Source organism: Mobilisporobacter senegalensis (assembly GCF_003752155.1).
In the GTDB taxonomy this organism is placed as follows: Bacteria; Bacillota; Clostridia; order Lachnospirales; family Lachnospiraceae; genus Mobilisporobacter; species Mobilisporobacter senegalensis.
Genome location: NZ_RJVG01000005.1, coordinates 90,393 through 115,658, shown reverse-complemented (window position 1 = coordinate 115,658; position 25,266 = coordinate 90,393). Strand labels below are relative to the sequence as shown.

23 protein-coding genes and 1 tRNA gene are annotated in these 25,266 nt (G+C 32.8%); 15 read left to right on the top strand and 9 right to left on the bottom strand.

Going from position 1 to position 25,266, the window contains the following annotated elements:
* Positions 1–24: 24 nt before the first annotated feature.
* Positions 25–696: a TraX family protein gene (locus tag EDD66_RS09620; protein ID WP_243115335.1), complete on the top strand. Its 672-nt coding sequence runs from the start codon at positions 25–27 to the stop codon at positions 694–696.
* Positions 697–743: 47 nt separating this feature from the next.
* Here EDD66_RS09620 and EDD66_RS09615 read toward each other — a convergent pair whose 3' ends face one another.
* Both EDD66_RS09615 and EDD66_RS09610 read right to left on the bottom strand, forming a co-directional pair.
* A complete protein-coding gene (locus EDD66_RS09615; RefSeq protein ID WP_123609358.1) occupies positions 744–947 on the bottom strand; it encodes a hypothetical protein in 204 nt (67 codons plus the stop codon).
* Positions 948–1,097: 150 nt separating this feature from the next.
* Positions 1,098–2,390: a M18 family aminopeptidase gene (locus EDD66_RS09610; RefSeq protein WP_123609357.1), complete on the bottom strand. Its 1,293-nt coding sequence runs from the start codon at positions 2,388–2,390 to the stop codon at positions 1,098–1,100.
* An 85-nt stretch (positions 2,391–2,475) separates the two neighbouring features.
* Here EDD66_RS09610 and EDD66_RS09605 point away from each other — a divergent pair, with 85 nt between their 5' ends.
* From EDD66_RS09605 to EDD66_RS18430, 5 genes are all read left to right on the top strand, one after another.
* Positions 2,476–2,967: a DUF5721 family protein gene (locus EDD66_RS09605; RefSeq protein ID WP_123609356.1), complete on the top strand. Its 492-nt coding sequence runs from the start codon at positions 2,476–2,478 to the stop codon at positions 2,965–2,967.
* Between the two features lie 207 nt (positions 2,968–3,174).
* A complete protein-coding gene (gene htpG, locus EDD66_RS09600; protein ID WP_123609355.1) occupies positions 3,175–5,247 on the top strand; it encodes a molecular chaperone HtpG in 2,073 nt (690 codons plus the stop codon).
* 191 nt (positions 5,248–5,438) lie between these two features.
* The gene (locus tag EDD66_RS09595) at positions 5,439–6,275 is read left to right on the top strand and encodes a DegV family protein (RefSeq protein ID WP_123609354.1); all 837 of its coding nucleotides are present in this window, start codon (positions 5,439–5,441) and stop codon (positions 6,273–6,275) included.
* 1,181 nt (positions 6,276–7,456) lie between these two features.
* On the top strand, positions 7,457–7,915 hold the full coding sequence (locus EDD66_RS09590) for a hypothetical protein (RefSeq protein WP_123609353.1): 459 nt from the start codon (positions 7,457–7,459) through the stop codon (positions 7,913–7,915).
* Between the two features lie 771 nt (positions 7,916–8,686).
* Positions 8,687–8,854, top strand: a complete 168-nt coding sequence (locus tag EDD66_RS18430; protein WP_170164310.1) for a hypothetical protein — start codon at positions 8,687–8,689, stop codon at positions 8,852–8,854.
* Positions 8,855–9,134: 280 nt separating this feature from the next.
* Here the strand turns inward: EDD66_RS18430 and EDD66_RS09585 are convergent, their stop codons facing one another.
* Entirely contained in the window at positions 9,135–10,310 is a 1,176-nt protein-coding gene (locus EDD66_RS09585) for an IS110 family RNA-guided transposase (RefSeq protein WP_123609352.1), read from the bottom strand.
* A gap of 259 nt (positions 10,311–10,569) precedes the next feature.
* Here EDD66_RS09585 and EDD66_RS09580 point away from each other — a divergent pair, with 259 nt between their 5' ends.
* The 6 genes from EDD66_RS09580 to EDD66_RS09555 all read left to right on the top strand — a co-directional run bounded on the left by EDD66_RS09580 (position 10,570) and on the right by EDD66_RS09555 (position 17,445).
* Entirely contained in the window at positions 10,570–10,935 is a 366-nt protein-coding gene (locus tag EDD66_RS09580) for a hypothetical protein (protein WP_123609351.1), read from the top strand.
* A gap of 676 nt (positions 10,936–11,611) precedes the next feature.
* Positions 11,612–12,385: an ABC transporter ATP-binding protein gene (locus EDD66_RS09575; RefSeq protein ID WP_123609350.1), complete on the top strand. Its 774-nt coding sequence runs from the start codon at positions 11,612–11,614 to the stop codon at positions 12,383–12,385.
* The gene (locus EDD66_RS09570; RefSeq protein ID WP_123609349.1) at positions 12,375–13,196 is read left to right on the top strand and encodes an ABC transporter permease; all 822 of its coding nucleotides are present in this window, start codon (positions 12,375–12,377) and stop codon (positions 13,194–13,196) included. The genes EDD66_RS09575 and EDD66_RS09570 overlap by 11 nt, the downstream gene beginning before the upstream one ends.
* A gap of 131 nt (positions 13,197–13,327) precedes the next feature.
* The gene (locus EDD66_RS09565) at positions 13,328–14,197 is read left to right on the top strand and encodes a DegV family protein (protein WP_123609348.1); all 870 of its coding nucleotides are present in this window, start codon (positions 13,328–13,330) and stop codon (positions 14,195–14,197) included.
* Positions 14,198–14,221: 24 nt separating this feature from the next.
* Positions 14,222–16,156 (top strand): U32 family peptidase, encoded by a 1,935-nt coding sequence (locus EDD66_RS09560; protein ID WP_123609347.1) that lies wholly within the window; start codon positions 14,222–14,224, stop codon positions 16,154–16,156.
* Positions 16,157–16,167: 11 nt separating this feature from the next.
* Positions 16,168–17,445: an aspartate aminotransferase family protein gene (locus tag EDD66_RS09555; protein ID WP_123609346.1), complete on the top strand. Its 1,278-nt coding sequence runs from the start codon at positions 16,168–16,170 to the stop codon at positions 17,443–17,445.
* Here EDD66_RS09555 and EDD66_RS09550 read toward each other — a convergent pair.
* Both EDD66_RS09550 and EDD66_RS09545 read right to left on the bottom strand, forming a co-directional pair.
* Complete coding sequence (locus EDD66_RS09550; RefSeq protein ID WP_123609345.1) at positions 17,436–18,356, bottom strand: DMT family transporter; 921 nt, start codon at positions 18,354–18,356, stop codon at positions 17,436–17,438. The genes EDD66_RS09555 and EDD66_RS09550 overlap by 10 nt on opposite strands.
* Before the next feature lie 148 nt (positions 18,357–18,504).
* Positions 18,505–18,577 (bottom strand) — tRNA-Thr (locus tag EDD66_RS09545).
* Between the two features lie 258 nt (positions 18,578–18,835).
* Between EDD66_RS09545 and EDD66_RS09540 the strand changes: the two genes are divergently transcribed.
* A complete protein-coding gene (locus tag EDD66_RS09540) occupies positions 18,836–19,117 on the top strand; it encodes a hypothetical protein (RefSeq protein ID WP_123609344.1) in 282 nt (93 codons plus the stop codon).
* Positions 19,118–19,210: 93 nt separating this feature from the next.
* On the opposite strand, the gene EDD66_RS18885 is transcribed toward EDD66_RS09540, so the two are convergent.
* Positions 19,211–19,672 (bottom strand): hypothetical protein, encoded by a 462-nt coding sequence (locus tag EDD66_RS18885; RefSeq protein WP_330511028.1) that lies wholly within the window; start codon positions 19,670–19,672, stop codon positions 19,211–19,213.
* Between the two features lie 161 nt (positions 19,673–19,833).
* Here EDD66_RS18885 and EDD66_RS09530 point away from each other — a divergent pair, with 161 nt between their 5' ends.
* The gene (locus tag EDD66_RS09530) at positions 19,834–20,397 is read left to right on the top strand and encodes a DUF3877 family protein (RefSeq protein ID WP_123609343.1); all 564 of its coding nucleotides are present in this window, start codon (positions 19,834–19,836) and stop codon (positions 20,395–20,397) included.
* A gap of 155 nt (positions 20,398–20,552) precedes the next feature.
* On the opposite strand, the gene EDD66_RS09525 is transcribed toward EDD66_RS09530, so the two are convergent.
* From EDD66_RS09525 to EDD66_RS09515, 3 genes are all read right to left on the bottom strand, one after another.
* Complete coding sequence (locus tag EDD66_RS09525) at positions 20,553–21,737, bottom strand: GNAT family N-acetyltransferase (protein WP_123609342.1); 1,185 nt, start codon at positions 21,735–21,737, stop codon at positions 20,553–20,555.
* 21 nt (positions 21,738–21,758) lie between these two features.
* A complete protein-coding gene (locus tag EDD66_RS09520) occupies positions 21,759–22,526 on the bottom strand; it encodes a glycerophosphodiester phosphodiesterase (RefSeq protein ID WP_123609341.1) in 768 nt (255 codons plus the stop codon).
* Positions 22,527–22,866: 340 nt separating this feature from the next.
* Complete coding sequence (locus EDD66_RS09515; RefSeq protein ID WP_279232883.1) at positions 22,867–23,280, bottom strand: putative ABC transporter permease; 414 nt, start codon at positions 23,278–23,280, stop codon at positions 22,867–22,869.
* Between the two features lie 140 nt (positions 23,281–23,420).
* Here EDD66_RS09515 and EDD66_RS09510 point away from each other — a divergent pair, with 140 nt between their 5' ends.
* Entirely contained in the window at positions 23,421–25,235 is a 1,815-nt protein-coding gene (locus EDD66_RS09510; RefSeq protein ID WP_123609340.1) for an N-acetylmuramoyl-L-alanine amidase, read from the top strand.
* The last annotated feature ends 31 nt before the right edge of the window (positions 25,236–25,266 follow it).

Below are 25,266 nucleotides of genomic sequence, written 5' to 3'. Positions count from 1 at the left end.
TAAATGTGGAGAGAGGGGATTCCCATGAATAGTTTTACATTAAAAATGATCGCGATTATTACGATGCTCATTGACCATACAGCACATGTGCTGATACCACCTGATGAACCTATATATTACGTTATGAGAGCAATTGGCCGGCTCGCTTTCCCAATCTTTTGTTTCTTGATCGTGGAGGGTCTGTTTCATACGAGAAATGTGAATAAATATATGTTACGTTTAGGTATTTTTGCTTTGATATCAGAGATCCCTTTTGACTTAGCCATAAAAGGAGAACCATTTTATGAGTATTATCAAAGTGTTTATTTTACTTTATTGATTGGTCTCGCCGTGATCTATGGCTTACATAAAATTAAAATCCATTTCCCATCAAATTTACCGGTATCGATTATTCTTCAGCTAATTGTTATATTAGCCGGTTGTATATTGGCGATTCTTTTGAAAACGGATTATAATGCTATGGGCGTGATATTGATTTTGGCATTTTACTTATTTCGTGAAAAGAAATTATTCCTTATATTATCTGTACTCTTTGTGACTATAGTAATAGGAGGAAGGTTTGAGGGAATAGCTTCATTTTCGTTAATATTTATTTTATTATATAATGGTCTAAGAGGACCGAAGGTAAAGTATCTTTTCTATGCTTTTTATCCAGTGCACTTATTGTGCCTGTATCTGATAGCAACATTTCTTTAATCTAAAAGGGCCGTTACTATGTATATAGTACCAGCCCTTAATTTTAATTATTCAATTTCATCTACAATTTTATCATATAAATCTAATCTGCAAAATTCTTCTTTGTCAAAATGTCCACAGCTTTCACATGATACGCCATGTGTATTTTCAGATATGGAGTTGGTTGCTCTTAATGATCCTTTTTTGTCCTTAGGCAGGTATTCACTACAATTTTCTGCTACTTTTGTATAGGTTTCATGACTTGCTCTCATATTTTTATTCTCCTTTTGTATCATAATCTTAAATGGAAATCTTAATGAGATTTTTTATCTCTTAATAAGTATTTGTAGATTCAATAATAATATGCGAAAGGAGATTAATATTAAATATTACCATAACAATATAAGAAAAAAATCAATTGATTAAGCCATAAAAAATGCTTTTATTAAAGAATTTAAACTTTCCTGGTCTTTGCTTCCCATTAATTCTCTGGCAGAATGCATTGCTAAAAGCGGAACACCCACATCTACCGTATTCATAGGTAATTTAGATGAAACCATGGCACCTAAGGTACTTCCACCAACAATATCGGAACGATTGATGAATTTCTGATATTCAATATTATTTGCAATACAGATCTGCTGTATTACTGCGATTGCCTCTGTATCAAATGCATATTTTTGGTTCAGATCTATTTTTATGACAAATCCACCATTTAAAACATTTTTATTTACAGGGTCATTTTTCTCAGGTTTGTTTGGATGGAGGCAATGCCCTACATCTACAGATAAAAGAAAGCTGCGCATAATAGATTCATAGAAAGCAGACTGTTCAAATGCAAAACTATGGTATATCTTCTCCAGAATGATTGTTAAAAGATTTGAATCTGCACCCTGCTTTGTAAGACTGCCAACTTCTTCGTTATCAAATAAAGCAATGATATTGATGCCCGTTGTTCTGTGGGAATTGATGATTCCATTTATACAAGAGAATACAGATGTCAGATTATCAAGTCTTGGGCAGGAGATGAAATCTCCATTCATGCCAATAATTTGTCCTGGTTCAGCATTATATATAAAGAGATCAAAATCAAGAATATCTTCTGGGTCAGCATCGATCTCTTTTGCTAAAAATTTAATAAAATAATCCTTCTTACAGATGTTCTCACCCATCATACCGGCTAATGGAAGCATATCCGTCTGTTTATTCAATTCCACCCCTTTATTTATAGTGTTGTCAAAATGTATTGCCAGATTAGGAATGGTTAGAATCGGCCTTTTAAAATCAACCAATTTTGTTCCTGGATGAAATATATCGTCGCTTTTTAATGATACTTTACCGGCAATGGAGAGAGGTCTGTCCAGCCAGGTATTTAAAATAGGACCGCCATATATTCCTGTATCAACTTTTAGATAATCCCCTTCACATATTTCTGCAATTGGCTTAATTCTAAGGCAGGGATGGTCTGTATGAGCAGCGGCAATTCTAAAATTACTATTTTCAAGATCATCCGGTATGGTAAATGCAAATAAAACAGAACCATAAGGAGCTGTATAATAAGATTTTCCTTTTTTAAGAGCCCATTTCTTGGTTACATCAATTTTCTCAAATCCTGCTTCTTCTAAAAGGGAGATACTTTTTTCGACCACATGGAAAGGTGAGGTGGCATCATTGATAAAATGAATTAAATCATACGGATTATTTTTATATTCCATTCTTCTTCTCCTTGCATAAACATGATATACTTATTATATATCTTTGCCATAAAATTTCAATCTTTAATAGAAAAGGAGCTGCAACATGATTTCAATGAAAATACTTGATGTTAAATCGTTTATGTCAAGTTTATTAATACATTCTGTTTTTGATGATTATCTTCTCTGCGAATTAGATATTACTACCTTTAGTCAATTTCATGTATCAGGAAAATTGAATAAAGAGTGGTTCACAAACGATGAACTGGAAGAACTTGAGGATTATTCAAACTGGATAGAAATAAAACCATTTGCTTTTCAATTAATGAAAGGAAGTAAGACACCACAATTTATTAAAATAGTATTACAATTTCAAGGTAAGAATACTCAAAAAATTTTAGATGAAATGAAATTGCCATTTAAAAAAGAAGATGTAAATGGATTATATTTAAATGTCAGATATGAACATAATGAATTGCATATAATTACAGGTACATCACTTCGAACTTTTACATTAGATAAATCTTTGGAACATGAATGGGATTCTTATGTAAAGAATTTTTTAAAGGAAAATAGTATTTCTTATGAAGAAATTTAATAAAACAACAAATTTGTTAGCACTCAGCCATATTGAGTGCTAATTTTATCTTGACAAGGAAATTATTTCGTATTAAGATATTTTATGAAATGTAAAATGAAACTTAATCCAGATGTGGTTTCAACCACATCTGGATTCTGGTTGAACTTATCCAGGGACGTACAGTATAAGTTTTGTAAATGTTATTATGAATAGGAGAGATTTATTATGAGTAAACAAAAAGGTAGTCTTTCAATTAATTCGGAGAATATATTTCCAATTATTAAAAAATGGTTATATTCTGACCATGATATATTCTTTCGTGAATTGATCTCTAATGGTAGTGATGCTGTAACAAAACTAAAAAAACTTGAGCTTATGGGAGAAGTGAATCTTCCAGACGACAATAAGTTCAAAATTGAAGTCATTGTAAATCCAGAGGAGAAAACAATTAAGTTTATCGATAATGGTATTGGTATGACTGGCGATGAAGTGAAAGAATATATCAATCAGATTGCTTTCTCAGGTGCAGAAGCTTTCTTGGAAAAATATAAAGATAAAACAAATGAAGATCAAATTATTGGACATTTTGGTCTGGGTTTTTATTCCTCGTTCATGGTTGCAGATAAAGTAACCATTGATACATTGTCATATCAAGAAGGTGCTGTCCCAGTTCATTGGGTATCTGAAGGCGGAACAGAATTTGAAATGAACGACGGGGATAAAGAAACCCGCGGAACTGAGATCACTCTTTATTTAAATGAAGATAGTTATGAATTCTCTAATGAATACAGAGCAAAAGAAGTGATCCAAAAATATTGTTCATTCATGCCGGTTGAGATTTATTTTAAAAATATCAATGCTCCAGAGGAATTTGAAGAAGTGGAAGAAGAAGTGGATGGGGCAGAAGCAGAAGATACTGTTATTGATGCAACGGTAGATGAAGAAGGAAATGCTAAGGAAGAATCCGAAGACTCTAAGAAGGAAACAAAGAAAGTTCCTAAGAAACCAGAACCTGTTAATAATCCTACCCCTCTTTGGACAAAACACCCAAATGAATGTAGTGATGAAGAGTATAAAGAATTCTATCGTAATGTTTTCCACGATTATAAAGAACCTTTATTCTGGATACATCTTAACATGGATTATCCGTTTAATTTAAAAGGTATCTTATATTTCCCTAAATTAAATACAGAATATGATACTTTGGAAGGAACTATTAAATTATATAATAATCAGGTATTTATTGCAGATAACATTAAAGAAGTGATCCCTGAATTTTTAATGTTATTAAAAGGTGTCATTGACTGCCCTGATCTTCCTCTTAATGTTTCAAGAAGTGCTCTTCAAAATGATGGATTTGTTAAGAAGATTTCAGAATATATTACGAAAAAAGTTGCAGATAAATTATCCGGAATGTATAAAGTGGATAAAGAAAATTATGAAAAGTTCTGGGATGACCTTAGTCCATTCATTAAATTTGGCTGCTTAAAAGATGATAAATTCAGAGATAAGATGAAAGACTTTATTATCTTTAAGAACCTAGAGGGAAAATATATCACTCTTCCTGAATATATTGAAGCAGGCAATAAAAAATCTGAGAATGAACCAGAGAAAGAAGAAGTTAAGGATTCATCAACTGAGAAAAATGAAGCCGATGAAAAAGAGGACAACAAGAAAGATGAGAAGAAACAAGCAACTATCTTCTATGTAACAGATGAACAACAGCAAAGTCAGTATATCAATCTATTTAAAGAAGAAGGAATTGATGCATTGATTCTTACTCATAATATTGACCAGCCTTTTATTTCTCAATTAGAGCAGCAGGATGATGCAATCAAATTCCAAAGAATTGATTCAGATTTAACGGAAAATCTAAAAGAAGAAGCGAATAAAGAGGATGAAGAAATATTAAAGAAACAAGTGGATACTTTGACAGAGCTCTTTAAAAAAGCTTTAAATAAAGAAAAACTTGAAGTTAAAGTTGAAAAATTGAAAAATGAAAATGTATCCTCTATGATCACATTATCTGAAGAAAGCCGCAGAATGCAGGATATGATGAAGATGTACAATATGTATGGAATGGACCCAAATATGTTTGGATCAAGTGAAACCTTAGTATTAAATGCAAATAATAAACTTGTACAATACATCCTGGAGAATAAAGAAGGAGACAATGTAAATCTGATCTGTGAACAGTTATATGATTTAGCATTGTTAAGTCATAAACCATTGCCTGCAGAAGCAATGACTAAATTTATAAATCGAAGCAACCAGATTATGTTACTGGTTACAAAATAATCCTTTAAAATTTAATAATTAATCTATAATATTTAAGCGAGTGGCGGTTATATTAATAATTAATCCACTCGCTTTTTACATGTCCTGAATCGACAAATTATAAAATACCTCTTTTCAAATGGTTATATTCATGTTATGATTGGTAGTAATGAAAACTACATAATGTAGAAATTGGATTTAGGAGGATTTTTATGAATTACAAAATTATTGGAGATAGCTGTACTGACTTAACAGCAGATTTAAAAAAAGATGAACATATAGAATTGGTACCATTATCTATTCATATTGATAATGAAACAATAGTAGATGATGAAACATTTGATCAAAAAGAATTTATTAGAAAGATGGAAGCAAGCCCGAACTGCCCCAAATCCTCATGTCCATCTCCAGAAGCATATATGAATGCATTTTCTGAAGAAGGAGATCAATATGTAGTAACATTATCTTCCAGCTTAAGCGGATCATATAATAGTGCTGAATTAGCTAAGAAATTATATCTGGAAGAACATCCGGGTCGAAATATCGCAGTATTTGATTCCAAGGCAGCCTCTGTGGCACAGACTTTAATAGTGATGAAGATCAAAGAATATATAGAATCAGGTCATCCTTTCGAAAAAGTGGTAGAGCAGATAAATCATTTTATTGAAGAATTAAATACTAAATTTGTATTAGAATCTTTAGAGACACTTAGAAAGAATGGACGATTATCCAATCTGAAAGCAATCATTGCAAGCGCTTTAAATATAAAGCCTGTCATGGGAGCAACAAAGGAAGGCACCATCTATAAGATTGACCAGGCAAGAGGAATTAATAAAGCTTTAAAATTAATGGCTACTACTATAGTTCAGGATGTTATTGATCCAGAGAATAAAATTTTAGGAATTGCTCATTGTAATAACTATGAAAGAGCTTTATATATTAAAGAAGAAATATTAAAATTAGTTAAATTTAAAAGTGTATTTATAGCGGATACCGCAGGCATTGCTTCTTTATATGCTAATGAAGGCGGAATTATAGTAGCTTATTAAGGATTTAAATGTCCCGAGGCACCTCGTCTTATCCTTGCGGTAACTTGAATTATCCTCGTCGACAAGTAGAAAATGAAATAGAAAATCATGCGAAAGCATCTTAGCAATTCAGACCTAGATAGGGCATTAAACCGCCCCATCTCAGGTCTGTTTTTTGTCTTTTGAATTACAGACTACGCATAGCATCTAATAATTCAGCACAGAAAAATCCCAGTAAAATCAAGTATTCCAGCTCTTTTCGCTTTTCTGAAAACAAGAAAAAGGAACGGAAAGAATGAAGGAAAATAGAAGAAGAAATTGAGCTTCTGAGCAAGAACTTTTGAAGGAAAAAGAAAGGGAAAATAATCTTGTTGGAGGATGAATGGAATTACCTAGAAGAAGATGAAGGATATTACCCAACGACACAGTGATATTTGAAATTGAGGTTTTTCGGAGAAGTATTTTACAGGGATGAATTCTGAAAATGGTTTAAACTAAAGATTCCTGAATGATTGATTTTAAGAAGTTATGCAAAATCTGGATTTTGATGAAGTTCGGATAAAACTCGGAAGAAACTGAAAAAACAGTAATAAATGTATTAAATAATATGGTTGTTTGCCGGTTGGATAATTTTGCTATAAACCCATCAGTGGTTGATAGTTGGGATGATGATACTAAAAAATTCTTTTTAAATGAATTTACATCTACTTTTTTGGGTATAGGAGATTGCGAAAATGTTGGGCAAATGATAGAAAAAAATTTAATAAAGTTTCCATGCCGATTTAATTTGTTTGAATATTAAAATATATCGTGAAAGAAGTAATAAATTGTTATAATGTAAAAGACTGCTTATAATATAGATATACAGAATTCCAATATAGAACTTAGAGGGTCTTTAAGGAATAAGTAATTAATTTCTAATATAGATTTAAAAAGTGTGAGATAAATTTAATTATATTTGCTTAAACTATTTTTGACAAGTAGTACCGGAAGAAGTTATAAGGAAAATGGAAAAGAATTCTCTGTGCTTAATAGTGCAAACCATTTTTTAGACCACTACAAAAGAAAAAATCGAAGAGATAAATATTAAATAAAAATTTTGAGATAGTAATATGTGAATTTAACATATATCTCAATTGGTATTGACAATAATTACCACAAACTGTATACTTTTATTATTAATTCAATAAGGGAGGCTAATTATGAAATTTTTAAAAAAGGGTAAATTTAATTTATTAATATTTAGTTTATTGGTATTTGTTTTGGGTGCAACTGGAATAGTTTATGCGAAAGAAATAACTGTAGAAAAAATTTATAAAAGTAAGAGCGAAATACAAGAAAGTATCACAGAAAAAGAAAATGTAATTCCTCTATATTCTCTTGAAAAAGTGGGTGATTCTTATAAGGTTATATATAGAAATCAAACAGAAGAAGAAATAAAAAAAGATAATGAGCTTTTAAATAATGAGCCTATCTCATATGAAAAAAAAGTAAGAAATTATTATTATAAATCTGTATCTTCAATTCCTGAAAGTATTGATTATTCAGAATATAATAATGAATATGAATATATGTTTATTGGTAAATTAGACTTAATCTCTGTAACAGCTTGTGGAAAGGACTATATTGCTGAATATAAGGGAATTTTAAGTAATAAATAGTTAAAAAGAAAAAAATGTATTTTAATGGAAAAAGGGTTGGATTAATTATAATTCCGATAATAAGGATGTCATATTAATATTTCAAACTGCAGATAATCGAGATAATGAAGAAGATAAAAAGCAGTGCTATTTGGAAAGAGTTATTTGGACTATAAATAGCGATACAAATTACCGAGATACAAATTTTAAGCATTTCTGTACGTCGTATTATCCAGGTAATTTTATCGAATTAATGGAGGAACTGAAACGAAGAAAATTATGATATTATTTATAAAAGGAATCGAATTTTGTATTTTATGTAAAATATCTTTGTTACATTTAATAATGTAAAGCTTGCCATACAAGCAAGAGTAAAAAAATGGGGATTCGATATATAGATAAAGAGGTGAAATGCCTAACATCATGATTAAAATAATTGAATCTAATATATAAAGTAGTAGAAAAGAGACAAGACAATATTGGTATAAGGTAGGTGGTTAAGTGATTTCTGATTTATTACTCAATGAAATAAAAAATAACCTTGCAGAATACAAAGGTGATAAATTAAAAATGGTTGTAACTGTAAGCAATGAACAAGAAGAAAAATTTAAGTAAATTTATAATTAATAAATTGCCGTTTATTACCTGGAAGGAAATGAAAACAAATACTAATCTGACAATAGGAAAAACTGAAGTTCACCAGGAAGAATATAGTGTTTTCAATATAGTGAACTTTGAAAGGCATACATAATAATTACCATAGACTGAAATATGTACCAAGAGATTTGGTTTTTGATAAAAAGAGATTTCTTTTTAGAAAATATAAAGGGAGCACATACACATAAGACCGAAAGGACTAAGATTCCGAAGATGATAAAATATATCAGCGGATACAAGAAATACACAAAAAAGCTTGGATTAAAGGTGTTTCCACTCTCAAATTTTGCCATAGTTGGTTAGGATTTATTTGATTCAAGTAGAGAGCATAAAAATAGTGAAAAAAAAATAAATATTATAGTTGATTCATATTTATTAAAAGCAAAATATAGTATACTACACCAGAACATTTGAAAGACTAACTATTAAAAGTCAAGTCTAAAATGTTATTTTTTTGAATGAATTGCAGAAATGCATTTCAGATAGATTGAGAACTGAAAATTAGTTCATAGGACATTGAAAACTGCATGACAAACAGAGCATCTTTGTAGGTGCTCAAAAAGGAGATATTTATTTATAAAACCTAAGCTAATTTAATGTATGTTTGCCCAGAACATTCCAGTTGATAAATGACTCTTACAAGCTTCTTCGTAGCATGAGATATTGCTACATTGTAGTGCTTACCTTCGGCACGTTTCTTTGCAAGGTAAGCTGCAAATGTTGGATCCCAGTTACAAACAAATTTAGTCGCATTAAATAATGCGTAACGAAGATATTTGGAACCTCGTTTTTCCATATGGGAATAGGCACCATCAAGTTGACCCGATTGGTAAGTCGATGGTGACAGACCGGCATAAGCAAGTATCTTATCAGGAGTATCAAATCGTTCAAAATCGCCGATTTCAGCGATAATCATTGCACCCATACGATAGCTTATTCCAGGAATACTAAGTATTGGGGAATTTATTTCATCCATAATGATTTTGATTTCAGATTCTATTTCATCTATCTCGGAATCAAGTTCCTGAATAAGTTTAATTGTGTGCTTCAGTTCAAGCGATTTAGCAGGCATATTTGAACCGATAGAAGTTCGGGCAGCTTCTCTGAAAAGAATAGCGGTATCTTTGGAATAGTGCCCTTTTGATGCTGTTTCAAGTAGGTTTGCAAGCTTTGTGAGATGAGCTGATGCAACAGCATTGGCACTTGGAAATTCTGAAAGTAAAGTATAAATAGAAACCATGTGAAGCGTAGGAACAAGCTTTTCTAATTCAGGGAAAAGGATTGTAACAAGTCTGGAAATAGAAGTTTTAAGCTTAGCACGTTCTTTTACTTTATCAAAACGGTAACGTGTTAATGACTTTAATTCTTCATTGTGATAAGATGTGTCTGAGTAGGACTTTAAGTTCACATCAGACATAATCATAGAAGCAATTGTTCGGGCATCTACTTTATCCGTTTTCGTCTGTCTAAGGCTTAGACTTTTTCTGTACAGATTGGTATGTAATGGATTGATAACATAGGTGGCAAGGCCTTTATCAACGAGATAACCGAGAAGATTGTAACTATAGTGTCCAGTGGCTTCAAGCCCTACTTTTACTTTCGTTAAATCTTTTGCAACTGAGAAAATCTTCTGAAAAAGATCATCAAAACCATCACGGTTGTTTTGAATGGTAAATGCTCTAAATAGCACCTCACCATCTGAGTTAGTGATAAAGCAATCATGCTTATCTTTGGCAACATCAATTCCGGCGTAAATCATAGCAATTCTCCTTTGAATAAATTTAATACTGTTTGGAACCCACGGGTACTCCCTGCGATTGTAACCTCGTTCTAAATAAACCGTCATGCGGTATCTAACTGATTAACAAATATACAAAGAGCCTGTGGTTGGAGCCTTTCTGAAACCATCAAGTGGTAGGAGTGATTCACCAATCCACAGTATCTCCAAAAAGTATAGCATACAGACCTTGGAGAGGGTCTATAAACACTACTACTATATAATACGAGGAGTGATTATTATGACCTATAAAGGTAGAGAGTTTATAGACAACATTAGAGAATTTTTCGAAGAAAATGACAATTGGCAGGACACGACAAAATACGAAGTCATAGAAAGATTTCCTTTATATGGCGAGAGACGTTATACTTTGTACAATTTATTATGTGAAATTGATGGTTTAGGGAAAGACGAGATGGTTGTGTTTTATGATGCCGAAGATGTATTAATTGAAGATATTACAAGAGTCCTTAACATGTTTTTAGTTACATCAGTAAAAAAAGTTAGCTATGAATGTAAATTTGGAAATGAGCATATCGTTAAATTCAAGTTTTCTGATGGATATATAGAAATAAGAGAAGCCAAAGCAAATAAAAGAATAGCTTAAAAGATGATTATTTTATTGAATAATTGTATCAGAATGAATATAATAATCTTATGGTCTGAAATATTCTACTATGTCCCGAGGCACTATTCAATATCGCATAGGTAACCGCAATTATCCTCGTCGACATAATAGAAAACATAGCTAAAACAAAATTAAATTCAGACCTAGATAGGGCATTAAACCATCCCGTCTCAGGTCTTTTTTTTGCCTTTTCAATTACAGACCACGCGTAGCTTCTAAAAATTCAACACAGAAAAATCCCAGGAAAAACACAGGAAAATCAAGCGTTCCAGCTCTTTTCTCTCTTTAAAGAAACAGAAGAAAGAACGGAAAAATATGAAGAAAAGAGAAAAAAATATTGAAGAACGAAAAACGCTTCTTCGGAAAATAATTGTGCATAACATGAATGAAGAGGACCTTGTTAGAGGACAAATGAAATTACCTCCGACGAGGATAAAGAGGGTTACCCCACGACATTAGAAGACAGTGATCTATGGGAGAATGAACTTTATGAAATCATGAAATTCATTCTCTTTTTTTGAGCCTAAAGGAGCGGATTCCAATCAGTTCTACATTAATTAACAATTTTAACCCATGTTTCTATAGGGTTTAAAATGGTAACGGTTAAATAATCTCTTCATATAATACTATATAAACAGTAATGGAGGGAAATATTATGGGAGAATTGCTTAATATAGATAACATTAGTTATTCATACCACACATTAGAGGGAGAGACTGAAGCTTTATCTAAAGTCTCTTTTCAAGTGAATGAGGGCGAATTTATTGCTGTGGTAGGTCCAAGCGGTTGCGGCAAATCTACGCTTCTTTCCTTAATTTCAGGTCTTATTAAGCCTAGTGATGGCAATATATATATAAATGGTCAAATATCTTCAAATTCAGGTAAGAATATAGGATATATGTTACAGAAAGATCATCTCTTAGACTGGAGGACAACTTTAAAAAATATTACATTAGGTCTTGAGATACAACACAGATTGACAGAAAATAGCTATCTTATGATAAATGAAATGTTAAATACCTATGGTCTAATCACATTTATGAATTCAAAACCAACGGAATTATCCGGAGGTATGAGACAGAGAGCAGCTTTAATCCGCACTCTTTTACTGGAACCAGATATACTTTTGCTTGATGAACCTTTTTCAGCTCTGGATTATCAAACAAGAATCGAAGTATCAGACGATATATGGCGGATCATAAGAAGAGAAAAGAAGACAGCGTTATTGATCACACATGACCTTGGGGAAGCCATTAGTATGGCAGATCGAATTATTGTACTAAGCGAAAGACCAGGTACTGTAAAAAGCATTGTTGATGTAAACTTGACAATAGAAGGGGAGAAGACGCCATTAAAAGCAAGAAATACACCTGAATTTAAAGATTATTTTAACTTGCTGTGGGAGGAGTTGAATAATCATGAAAAATAATAAACAAATTGTCCAAAATACTGAAGTTAAAGTATCAAAGGCACAACTTGAATTCATAAGAGCTCATAAGAACAGGATGAAGAAAATAACCATTTATCAGATAATCATATTAATTGTATTTATTGGTATGTGGGAAGTATTAGCGGATTTAAAACTTATTAATTCATTTGTATTTAGCAGCCCCTCAAGAATTGTTAAATGCTTCATAGATATGGCAAGTGACGGAATCATATTTTATCATATAGGAGTGACACTTTTAGAAACCTTTTTCAGTTTTTTCTTAGTTATAGTAGTTGGACTGCTCACAGCAATTTTGCTATGGTGGAATGATAGTATATCAAAGGTTCTGGAGCCATATCTGGTAGTGTTAAACAGCCTGCCAAAGTCAGCTCTGGCACCTGTTTTTATTGTATGGCTGGGAAACAATATGAAGACTATCATAGTGGCAGCCGTGTCAGTTGCAGTATTTGCTACCATTATTAACCTGTATACAGATTTTAAAGAAGTAGAAGAAGATAAAATTAAATTGATCCGCACCTTAGGTGGAAATAAGAAAGATATTCTTTTTAAAGTAGTGATCCCAAGTAATATACCTTCTATACTAAGTATCATGAAAGTGGATATTGGTCTTTCTTTAGTGGGCGTCATAATTGGAGAGTTTTTAGCTGCCAGGGCAGGATTAGGTTATCTGATCATATATGGAAGCCAGGTATTTAAATTAGACTGGGTCATGATGAGTATTGTCATCCTCTGTATTATGGCAACAGCCCTGTATCAGATACTAGCTTCTATTGAGAAAAGATTTAAATAATCTCCAGGGACGGAGGTCAATACATGGACCTTCGTCCTTAATTTTTGCTGAATAAAGTTGCGTTATACAACTTTTACGAGTAGAATAAAATATATGAAATATAATAATAAGTAATGTTAAAGGAGATCAGTATGAGAGATTTTGTAATAACTACAGATTCAAACTCAGATTTACCCGAGGAATATATAACAGAAAATCAGATTGGCATTATTCCTCATTATTACGATTTAGATGGGATTACATATGGAGATGAAATTAATCTTACTCCAAAACAATTCTACGATAAAATGCGAGAAGGAAAAATGCCAACTACCATGGCCAGTAATCCGGCTGTAATACTGGATACTTTTCGCAAATATGCGGGAGATGGTCTTGATATATTACACCTTAGCTTTTCAGCTGCCCTTAGTGGAGGCTGCAGCAATGTTATGGCTGGAGGAAGAGAAGTTGCAGAGGAATATAAAGAAAGTAATATTATTGTAATTGATACCTGCAATGTTTCTCTTTGTCAGGGAATGATCGTCATGAAAGCAGTGGAACTTAAAAAAGCAGGCAAATCCATAGAAGAGGTCGCACAGTGGATCAGAGATCATCTTCAGAATTTTTGTGTCCAATTCACTGTAGATGACCTGTTTCACCTGAACAGAGGCGGAAGAATATCTAAAACGACTGCAATAATGGGAACAGTAATTAATGTAAAACCAATTCTGTATGTTAATGAAGAGGGAGCTCTTTTACCACTTTCCAAAGTCAGAGGAAGAAAACGTGCTTTAAGTACTATAGTTGACAATATGGAAGAAAGAATGGGAGCTTTTAAGGATAATATAGAATTGATCTGTATTGTTCATGGAGATTCCATGGAAGATGCCAGATATGTAGAAGAATTAATCAAGAGCAGATTTCAACCAAAGAATATAATTATAAATACAATAAGCCCAAGTATAGGAGCCCATTCCGGCCCTGGAGCCATTGGGATCTGTTTTATGGGTGAAAGAAAATAGGAATTAAAAAATCGAGGTAATAAAATGGCAAGATACTTTAATGACAAAAAAATTGAGTTATTGGCTCCTTGTGGAACAATGGAGACATTTGAAAAAATGGTAGAGGCAAACTGCGATGCAATTTACTTCGGTGGGAAATCACTAAATATGCGAATGATGAGAAAAGGCTATAATTTCTCAGATGAAGATACAATTAAAGCTATAAAAATGGCTCATGAGTCTGATAAAAAAGTTTATGTGACAGTAAATAATATGTTAAATGAATCTGAAATAAATGAAGCAATTGAATATCTTCATTTTTTAAATAATTCTGATGCTGATGGTATTATAATCCAGGATTTAAGTGTTCTGGAGATATGTAAAGAATATGCCCTCAATAATTTTGAAATCCATTCTTCTATCATGATGAATGTCCATAATATTGAAATGGTCAAAAAACTGCAGGAATACAATGTATCCAGGGTAGTCTTATCCAGAGAAATGGATCTAAAGACTGCAAAATACCTTCAAAGTCAGACAGGAATCGAAACAGAATATTTTGTACATGGAGATATGTGTGCCGTGAATGGAGCAAATTGCTATTATAGTTCTATTGTATTAGGCAACAGCTCTAACCGGGGCAGATGTTTTAAACCATGTCGATGGCCATATCTTGTGCAAAAAGATGGGAATGTATATCCTACAAAATTCCCTCTTGCAGCAAAAGATATGTATATGTATGAAAATATCCCCGAATTAATTGAAGCCAGCATAACTTCATTTAAAATAGAAGGACGTATGAGAGATACGGATTTTATTGTAGATCTGGTCAATAAATACGGTGATGCTATAGACCGATATATTCGTGAACCGCTAAATTATGATAAAAAGAGGCATGCCAATGAATTATATGAACATAGAAAACGTGACTTTACTACTGCATATGCTTTTTCAAAACCGGGTTTGAAGTTTATCAATTCAAGATATGAAGGAACCGGTAAGTTCTATTCCACAGGAAAGATGTTTTCAATACCTACAGAGGAACCTGAAATAACAGAGAGGATAATCAGTGATATCCAGTCAGAATTTGATCAATACACAACTAAAGTTCCGTCGGTTCATCAACTTTCTGTAAAAGTAAATAATTATGATCAGGCAAAACTTTCCATTGAACTTGGAGTTGACCGTATCTATATACCTTGTGAGGTTTTTGCACCGGACCGGTTTATAAGCAAAGAACAGCTTATGGAATTGGTCAGGGTTAAGAAAGATACGAAAATTTATCTTGATTTACCTCAGATGATGGATGAACTTTGGTTCGATAAAATAGATCAATACTTAGAAACTTATGGTAGATATTTTGACGGATTATTAGTTTCTAATTTAGGGGCTATGAAAAAATATAGCAATAAGTATAAATTAATTACTAATTTCAATTTAAATATATATAACCATAAATCTTTAGAATTCTGCAAAAATATGGGTGCCAGTGAAGCTACCATATCTATAGAGATAAAACGAAATGAACTGCCTGAATTTATGGCTAAGGCAGATATACCATTAGAAATAGTGGCTCATGGACCTCAAAAAGTTATGTATTTGGATCATAATCTTTATGAAAATATAGAGGTCCTGGAACCAACAGCTCAAAAGGATAATAAGTATGTAGAGAATAATATACTGGTACTTCAGACAGACCAGGGGGAAAATCCGGTCTATATAGATCAAAATGAGAAAAATCATTTGTTTACAGGGAAAGAATTTTGTATCCTTCCGATTCTTGATATATTAAATTTTGATAAACCTCTGAGTCTTCGGATTGAAGGGCAGACTTATGATCTTACCGAACTTGGAACGATCATTGGGATTTATAAAGAAGCAGTCAAAGACAAATCCAGGTGCAGACAATTATATGAAAATATGAAACCGTTCAGAGCCGGTTTCACTTTGGGAGCTCTCACTTTTAAGAATATAAATTAGGAGGAAATTTCATGAAATATATAGGACCTGAAAACATTTTAGCGAAAAGAGGAGAATATTTTTATCCTGCTACCTCATATTTTTATAAAAATCCTCCCCAGATTGTGAGAGGTTCCATGCAATATCTATATGATCAGGAAGATAAGAAATATACAGACTTTTATGGAGGGGTATCGGTAATGAACTGTGGACATTCCAACCCTGAGATCCTTAAATATACATTGGAACAGTTAAATTGTTTACAACATACTACAACCTTGTACTTAACTGAACCGATGGTACTATTAGCAGAAAAATTAGCGACCATATTACCGGGAGACATTAAGAGAACATTCTTTTGTGTAACAGGTTCCGAGGCCAATGAAGGAGCCATGGCAATGGCCAGATTACATACAGGAAAGAATGGTTTTATTGCATTACATGGAGGACTTCACGGAAGAACACATTTGACTTTAAGTGTGACAGGAATTCCAATGTGGAGATTAGATGATAATTTAGTAAAAGATAATATTTATTTTATCGATCGTCCATACTCAGAAGATATTAGTTACGAAGAAGCAATGGAGAAATCTTTAAAACAGCTAAAGTCAGTTTTAGAGGAACATAGTGATGAAATAAGCGCAATGATAATGGAACCAATTCAGGGAAATGGGGGCATTGTTATGTATCCCCCAAATTATATAAAAGAGGTTAAAAAGCTTTTAGAGGAATATAATGTTCTATTGATCATAGATGAAATACAGACCGGATATGGCCGTACCGGTAAAATGTTCTGTATAGAACATTACCATGTGATTCCTGATATCATTGTCACGGCTAAAGCATTAGGTAATGGAATACCGATTTCTACCTTCTCTACTACCGATGAGATCGCACAGTCTTTTAACCGTCCTTCTGCTTCAACCTTTGGAGGGAATCCGGTAGCTGCAGCCACAGCATTAGGTGTTCTTAAATATATTGAAGAAGAATCTTTGGTTGAAAGAGCAGAGACACTTGGTCATTATCTAAAGGAAAGACTGGAGAAAATCTCATCTCCATTTATAAAAGAGATGCGAGGTACAGGATTAATGATAGGAGTTCAGTTAAGTTCCAAGAGTGAGGACATTTCATCCGGTGATATAACAGATCTAATCATGGAGGAAATGAAAGATCTGGGATTTCTTATTGGCAAGAATGGAATCAATAGAGACGTACTGGCTTTTCAGCCTCCTCTTGTTATTGAGAAAGAAGATATCGACTCTATGATTTTGGCGCTGGAGAAAACTATGAATAAGATAAATCAGGGCTGAATTGGCGCTGATTTTCTTCTGTCATCTGTACAGGATAAAATAATAATTGTTACGATAATACAAATGGTTCCAAGCCATTGCCATACCCCAAGAGGATTATGTAACCAGACAATAGATAAAATAGCTGCAGACAACGGTTCTGCGGAAGATAGTATACTGGATTCGGTTGGTTTTATATATTTTAAACTTTCCAGATAACAATAAAATGCAATGAGTGTTCCAAAGAGAACCACAAATATGACACCCAATATGGAAGTAACTGACCAATGTCCGGTAAAATCCCATGGAGAATGGATAAAACTAAAGAAGATTCCACCAATTAACATTCCCCAGCCTACAATAATTGTTGAACCCCATTTTGATAAAAGAGAACGTGGCTGCAAAGTGTAGACACTTGCTGCGACTGCTGAACTAATACCCCAGAAAAGTGCCGCTTTAGAGATGGATAAACTATGTATATTACCTTTTGTTATAATGAAGAAGGTACCTAACATTGCCAAAATAATTGCCGCTATTTCATTTGGTCCTGGTATCTTTCGGGTCCGGATTCCCAGATAAATCGTAATCAGTACGGGAGACAGATATTGAAGGATAGTGGCAGTTGCTGCATTTCCATGCTTAATTGCGGCAAAATAAGTATATTGGGAACCAAGCATTCCAAGGATACTAAAGAATATCAAGCCTATCACACTGCTTTTCATGGTCCAGATTTTCCACATATCTTTATTACCGCTTAATAGTGCATAAGATAATAAAAGAATGCCTGATATAAGAAGACGGATCACTACAAGCCATTCCGGTGTAAATCCTTTCTGCTGAAATAAATATTGGGCAACGGTTCCGGAGATTCCCCATAACATGGAACCGATAATAACAAGTAATATTCCTTTTAGTCTATGTTGCATTTTCATTCTTAAAACTCTCTTTCATACATATTTCAATTTAAAATTAAAACGGTTATCATTAAAAAATATCGCTGTTGGCATTTTACTTTCTCAAATAAAAATTCCTTCGCCATGGAAGGAATAAGTGAAATGATATGACAATATACTATGGAAAAGCTTCCGATGGGACTCGAACCCACGATCTATTGATTACGAATCAATTGCTCTACCATCTGAGCCACGGAAGCTTATCACTAAATAATTTTATTACAATTAAAAATTTTTATCAAGTGTTTTTCACTGTCTTTTCTATATATTTCTAATATAAAATTTTACATTAATGAAAATAAATAGAAATCATAATTCATGTTTTGTTGTATTAAGCCTTTTTGGATGTATTTATTAGTAAAAAAGTATGATGAATATTATAATTGTTCTAGTGAAATACTATACCTTGTAAACAAGAAATAGAAATTTCTATTATTATTTTTTAGGAGGAGTATTCCATGAAAAAAAGATTATATTTACTTATAGCATTATGCTGTTTTGCATTTGCAAGTTTAACCGCTTGTAATACAGGCGATAAAGATGTGAATGATACGGATAATACAACAGGAGATACTGTAGGAGACGATGTTGATAATGCCGTAGATGATGTTGAAGATGCAGCAGATGATGCAGTACAGGGTACTGAAAATGCCGTAGATGACACAGTAGACGATGCAGTTACAGATGATACAACCGCTGATGACAATACTAATAATTCAGCAACAGATCAAGCAGAATAATTGATGAAGCAAGGAATTAAATAAAGAATAATGAAAAGAGAAAGAAGATATCAATTTAGATATCTTCTTTTTATGATAATCCATATATCCGTATTAATTATCAAAATCAATATGGTATTGTCCTTCTAAAGCATTTATCTTAATGTAAGATAAATTAAAATTATCAGACATTACATCTACACAATATTCGAATACTACATCATCATAAGGTTTTGACATAAGAATATATGTGCCATTGTCTTTGCCATCGATTAAATCAGATATTTCGTTATAAACATCAGATCCACTGATTTCTCTTTTATAACCGGATTCTTTTATTTTTTCTTCAATGATTTTATATATTTCTTCCATTTTATTCTCCTTATTGTTCTGATCGATTCTATCTTTTTTATTTATATGATTGGATTTGTAGGAGTATTGTTTCGAGTATACAGGGGAAAAACTATGAGAATCCGCACTTTCTTTTAAAATTCTGCTTATATTCTCCCTGCTTAAAGGTTCATCTGCCAAGGTCTGCCTGTCTTTCCTGCGATATACTTTTTTTAAACGTTCCATATCTGTTCCACCTCTCCAACTGTAGCTATTATATACTGAATTATGAAAATGGTAAATATGAGATTATATATTTGTCCATATTTATTGACTTTAAATAGATATCGTATACAATAAAATAAATTAGATCAGAATTTATCTGGTACGAAAGGAGTTTCATTCAAATGGAGGATAAAAAAATACAAGGCTTTTTACATTTAGAAAGAAATCTGGAAGCTATGATTTATGAAGGAATTGTAAAAATTGGATATGTAAAAGGAGAAAAGCAAAGTATTTATTATGATTATGATCTTTTAGTATATTTACTTAATATAGAGCAGGAACAAGAGAATATCAAAATGGATATTATGCCAAGATTAAGAGAATTTCAAACTTTTGTATTGAAGAACTGGGGTAAGATTGGGATTGAAATTGAAAACCATCGATATAAATTTAATCTGCCTGGAGGAACCATCGATCATATTTATGAAAAAAATAAGGATAATTTATTTCTAAGTGATTTAATTGGAGCCCTTTCCGTGAAAGATTGTACCTTAGATAATATAATGAGTGTCTTTTATAAATATTCCCAGGACATTGTTTGTGAAGAATCTAAAAATCCAGAATTTAATTATGTCATTTATTTTAAAGATACTAATATTGATGAATTTAAATACTGCTTTACCTTTGGGGAGATGGGAAAATATTATCATCGCCTGACTCCATTTGATTATGAGAGATTAGATTGATCAAGGGGATATGGGAAACTATTAAGTTTTCTAAATTTGTGAAATAATTAATACAAATTCCTCCGCTTCAACGCTCCATCCGCTTAGCTTCCGCTCCGGAATTGTATTAATTATTTTCCCAATAGATATAATATTAGAGTTTCCCAATTGCCTAATTAATTTGATCTGTGGATACTATATAGATAACACGCTCTATCGCGGTCAATGATTTCTTTTTCAAGGGTCATTCCAACCCGTTTTGCTACTTTTATGGAGCGGGCATTAAGTTTATCAATGACAGCTACAATTCTAGGTAATTCCAGGGTTTGAAAAGCATAATCCAGAGTCGCCGTAATACATTCTGTTGCATATCCTAAGCCCCAGTGGTCGGCATCCAGAAGATAACCTAATTCAATTTCATTCTGTCCATTAATTTCACGGTTTGAGATACCACAACGGCCAATAAGTTTATTTTCTTCTTTGCTGAATACTCCCCATAAGCCATAACCATAGAACGCATATACATTTTTAATATAAGCTTTGTGTTTCTCTATTTCTATTTCAAGATAATCATCAATGTCGTCTATAAAGGCACGTACCTCAGGGTTTTTATAGATATCATAAAGATCTTTGATATCGCTTACAGCTAATTCTCTAAGAATAAGGCGTTTTGTAGAGGCAATGGTAATTGGAATTCCATTGGCTCTTTTTAATTCATTATTTATAAAATTATAATCAATATGTTTAAAGCTTTCTATTAGAACATGTGCCAAAGATAAATCCTGATTACCGGAATTTTCATTAATAAATCCAATACAGGGAATACCAGCCTCATTTGCGGCAATCACGCCATTCATAGAATCTTCTATTACAATACTTTCTGATGCTTTTACTCCAAGTTCCTTTAAAGCTTTTAAGAAAACATCAGGAGCAGGTTTGGAACGTTCCAGATTTGCACCACTGACAAATTTGTCAAAGTATTTTTTAATACCCAGTGCTTTTGTAACTTCTTCAATCTGTTTTTCACTGGAAGAAGATGCAATTCCAAGTTTAACACCATGTTTATAAAGGTCTTTAATTAACTCTTTCGTATATGGTATTGGAGTATAGCCTTCTTCTTTCACCAGTTTATGGATAGCAATTGCATTCGCCGCCAGAATCTCCTCCGGTGCAACAGACAGATTAAATTCTTTTATGGCAGATTCACACATGGAAAGAGCTGTTGAGCCCACGAATCCGTAATTATATTCTGTAGTAATATCTACCCCAAATTGCTTCATGGCAATAACAAATGATTTCGCATGCAAAGGTTCGGAATCTACCAAAACACCGTCCATATCAAATATAACAGCTTTTAACATAAATATTCTCCTCTTTCTTTTTTAATAAGCATATCTTTGAGGAAAATCCGTAATGATAGCGGAAACATTCCTTTTTAGAAGCTTATTAAATATTTTATCATTATTCACAGTCCATACGACTACATCATAATGGTGTAGTCTACAAGATTTTACCAGCATAGGAGTAACTAATGTATAATGAGGAACTACGAAATCAGCTTTGGAAGCTTTTAACCTTTTTACCGGGAATATTTCAGTAATCCTTCGAAGTATGGAGGCATGTTCATAACCAATTAATAAACCGACCTTAATATTCGGATTTATTTTTTTTATTTTCTTAAGTACAGAATCATGGAAAGAAGTTATGACAAACTGGTCAATTGAATAGTAAGCTGTGACTAAATCAAGAACCTCCTGTTCATAACCTGCTTCTTTTAATTCAATGTCTAACATAATATTCCCCTGACATTCTTCTAATACATCACGAAGTAATGGAGGGGTATAACCTTCTAATGAAGTTTTCCGACATAATTCTTCATAAGTCATGGAATTTAGTTTCTTTTTATTCAGGTGATTATTATGGAAAATCACAAGTTTTCCATCTGATGTTATTCTTACATCAAACTCTACCATTTTTATATTAAGATCTATTGCTATTTGAAAAGCTTCTTTTGTATTTTCAACTTTGGCCAGGCTTTTCGCTCCGCGATGAGCTATGATTAAGGTGTCTTTTTTTTGTTTATGAAAAAGGTACTCAAATATACTACTATGTGTTTGATTTGATTTTTGCTTTAATTTTTCTTTTTTCATATTTTTGTCCTATGATCTGATTAATGTGATGATATTATATGATACTCTGTAGTTACAGGGTTGTGAACCAAGTAGGGGGTCTACCTTTAACTTAATTATAGCATCTTTTTCAGAATGTACAAGACAAGATAATGGAGGTGCTTACATTTCTTAGGAAAAACTTAAGAATTAAAGTATTGTATTATCTGGTAAAATTGCCTTATAATACAAATGATAAATCAAAGGAATCTTTCTTATATATTATTATGCGCCGGCAATTGTTCCATGACTTTGTGTGCAAAAAAATTCCTGATATATTATAGAAGCCAGTTCTATAAATACCAGGAATTCCATGATTGTTCTAATCTGGTAATTGAAATTGTTTTTTACATATACTTTCATAAAAAAGTCCAACTGCGAACCAAAGTGGTGCATAATCCAGACGTATCACCCCTTTATAATTTAATTTGGCCTTGCTGTAATCCCATGGGCAGGCTTTATACTTCTTAAGAAGATTACCGGTTCCATATTCGGTAATGAAGATGAAAAGTGTATAAATGATTCCACGTACGAATGTATTCCTATTTTTAAGAAGTCTGCTGATGGGAGAAAGAAAAGCAGCCATACCATAAATGGGAAACATCCATACAGAAGTGTTGCATTTTAATGATTTGTCAGAATGTTTTATGATTGAATTAAGACCAGTCCATAAACATTCCATACACCATCCGCTAAAGCCACATATGATAAAATTTTTTAATAGAGTCTTTTTCACAAATGGCCCTCCTTTCCTTATTTATAGAGTATCTACAGGAAAGTTTATAATATACAAATGAGTGAAAAGTTGTTCAGGTATTTTGATATTTAGTGAATCCCAATGGGATAGTACAAAGCAAATTCATAGGAGGATGAAAGATGAAAAAACTAATAACTATATTATTACTATTGGTAATGATCTGTACACCAGCGACAGTAAATGCTGCAAGTGTACTTAAAATCCGATATAGTGGCAAGACTGTCAACTATAAGGATACCAGGTTAAAGGCAACTTATAATGGAGAAAATATAAATTTAAGTAAAAATCCGGGTATCCTGATGGATAAGAATGGAATGGTTCCATTTATGGATGTATTTGTGAATTCTGCCATGAAAGTAAAAGGTTCTTATAATTCCAAGACTAAGAAAATTACATTAAAAAATGGTAAAAATACAGTTGTAATGAAATTGGGCAGTAAAACCGCAACAGTAAACGGTAAATCAAAAAAGATGCCGGCTGCTCCGGTTCAGGTACAATATATATCCAGTGGAAGAACGAAGATTCTTGTCCCTTCCAGGTTTGTTGCGGAGAATCTGGGATTTTTATATTCCTGGTACAGCAAAACCGGTACAATTGCTATTGAGAATAAAGGTCTGCTGATTGAATATGGTGGAAATCAATATAATTATAAAGGCTCTACCGTGGAATTTTTTGTAGATGAAGAGCAGGTCGCTTCTGAAATCCCTGGTATTTTAATAGGGGGATACACTCTTGCTCCTGTAAGGGAAGTACTGGCCGATTCCGTTTTAGGTGTAGATTACTCTTATGATGAGGCTGATAAAACATTAGTCCTGTCAGCCAATGGAAATACCATGAAACTTACTATTGGCAAAAAAGAAGCCGTGTTAAATGGAGGAAATATTACATTGCCTGCGGCGCCTCTTGCCATATTATATAAAGAAAATAACCAGACATATATTATGGTTCCGGTGGAGTATGTAACTCAAAAATTGGGATTCTATTATGAGTACGATGGTACTGCAAAGTCTGCCAGTCTTTATACAAAAAAACCAGGAAAAGAGCCAAGTGCTGAGGAACTGCCAAATGAGATTCATATAAGCAAGGGAATCAATACATTATCAGGTATCACTCAACTTGATGATTACGTAAACAGGCAGTATATTCTTACGGTGCCAGGAAACCAGGTACCTTTCTATACAAGTAATATTCCAGATATTATGGATTCTTCAAGAGCATCCTGTGAAGTGTCATTAAACAATCAGGGAAATACTGACATTAGAATTAGAACGAATATTATCCGTGGTTTTAAGGTTACAGAGACGGATTCTGAGTTTGTGATAACTATAAAAGCACCAAAAGATATGTATTCTAAGATAGTATTTCTGGATGCGGGCCATGGTGGGTCGGCAAAAGGAGCCCAGGGTTCCAATTATGGGAATAATTTAATAGAAAAAGATGTAACATTATCTATTGTAAAGAAGATGAAGGAAGCAGCGGATAAAAATAATGATATAAAAGTATATTATTCCAGATTGGACGATGCCACAGTTACCAATTCAGAGCGTACAAAGATGGCAAATGAGATTGATGGGGATATCTTTGTAAGTGTTCATATTAATGCAAGTACTGATACATCTGCAAAAGGCTCATTAATTATGTATTCTTCCAAATATGATCAAACAGCAGGGTCTGGTTTATCCTCAAGCAAGATGGCATACTTCTTAAAGCCTTATTTATCCAATGCTGTAGGCAGTGATGACAGAGCAATGCTCAGGGGCAATATAGAAGTATTAAACAGTTCTGCCATGCCGGCAGTACTTTTAGAGGTGGCATTCTTATCGAACGAAGAAGATGTAAAAATATTACAGGATGATACCAGGCTTACTGTAATTGCAGAAGGAATCTATCAGGGAATCAAAGATTTATTTGTGAAATATCCACCAACCAGATAAGGAGTTGGGGCAATTAAAATCAAGCCGGCTT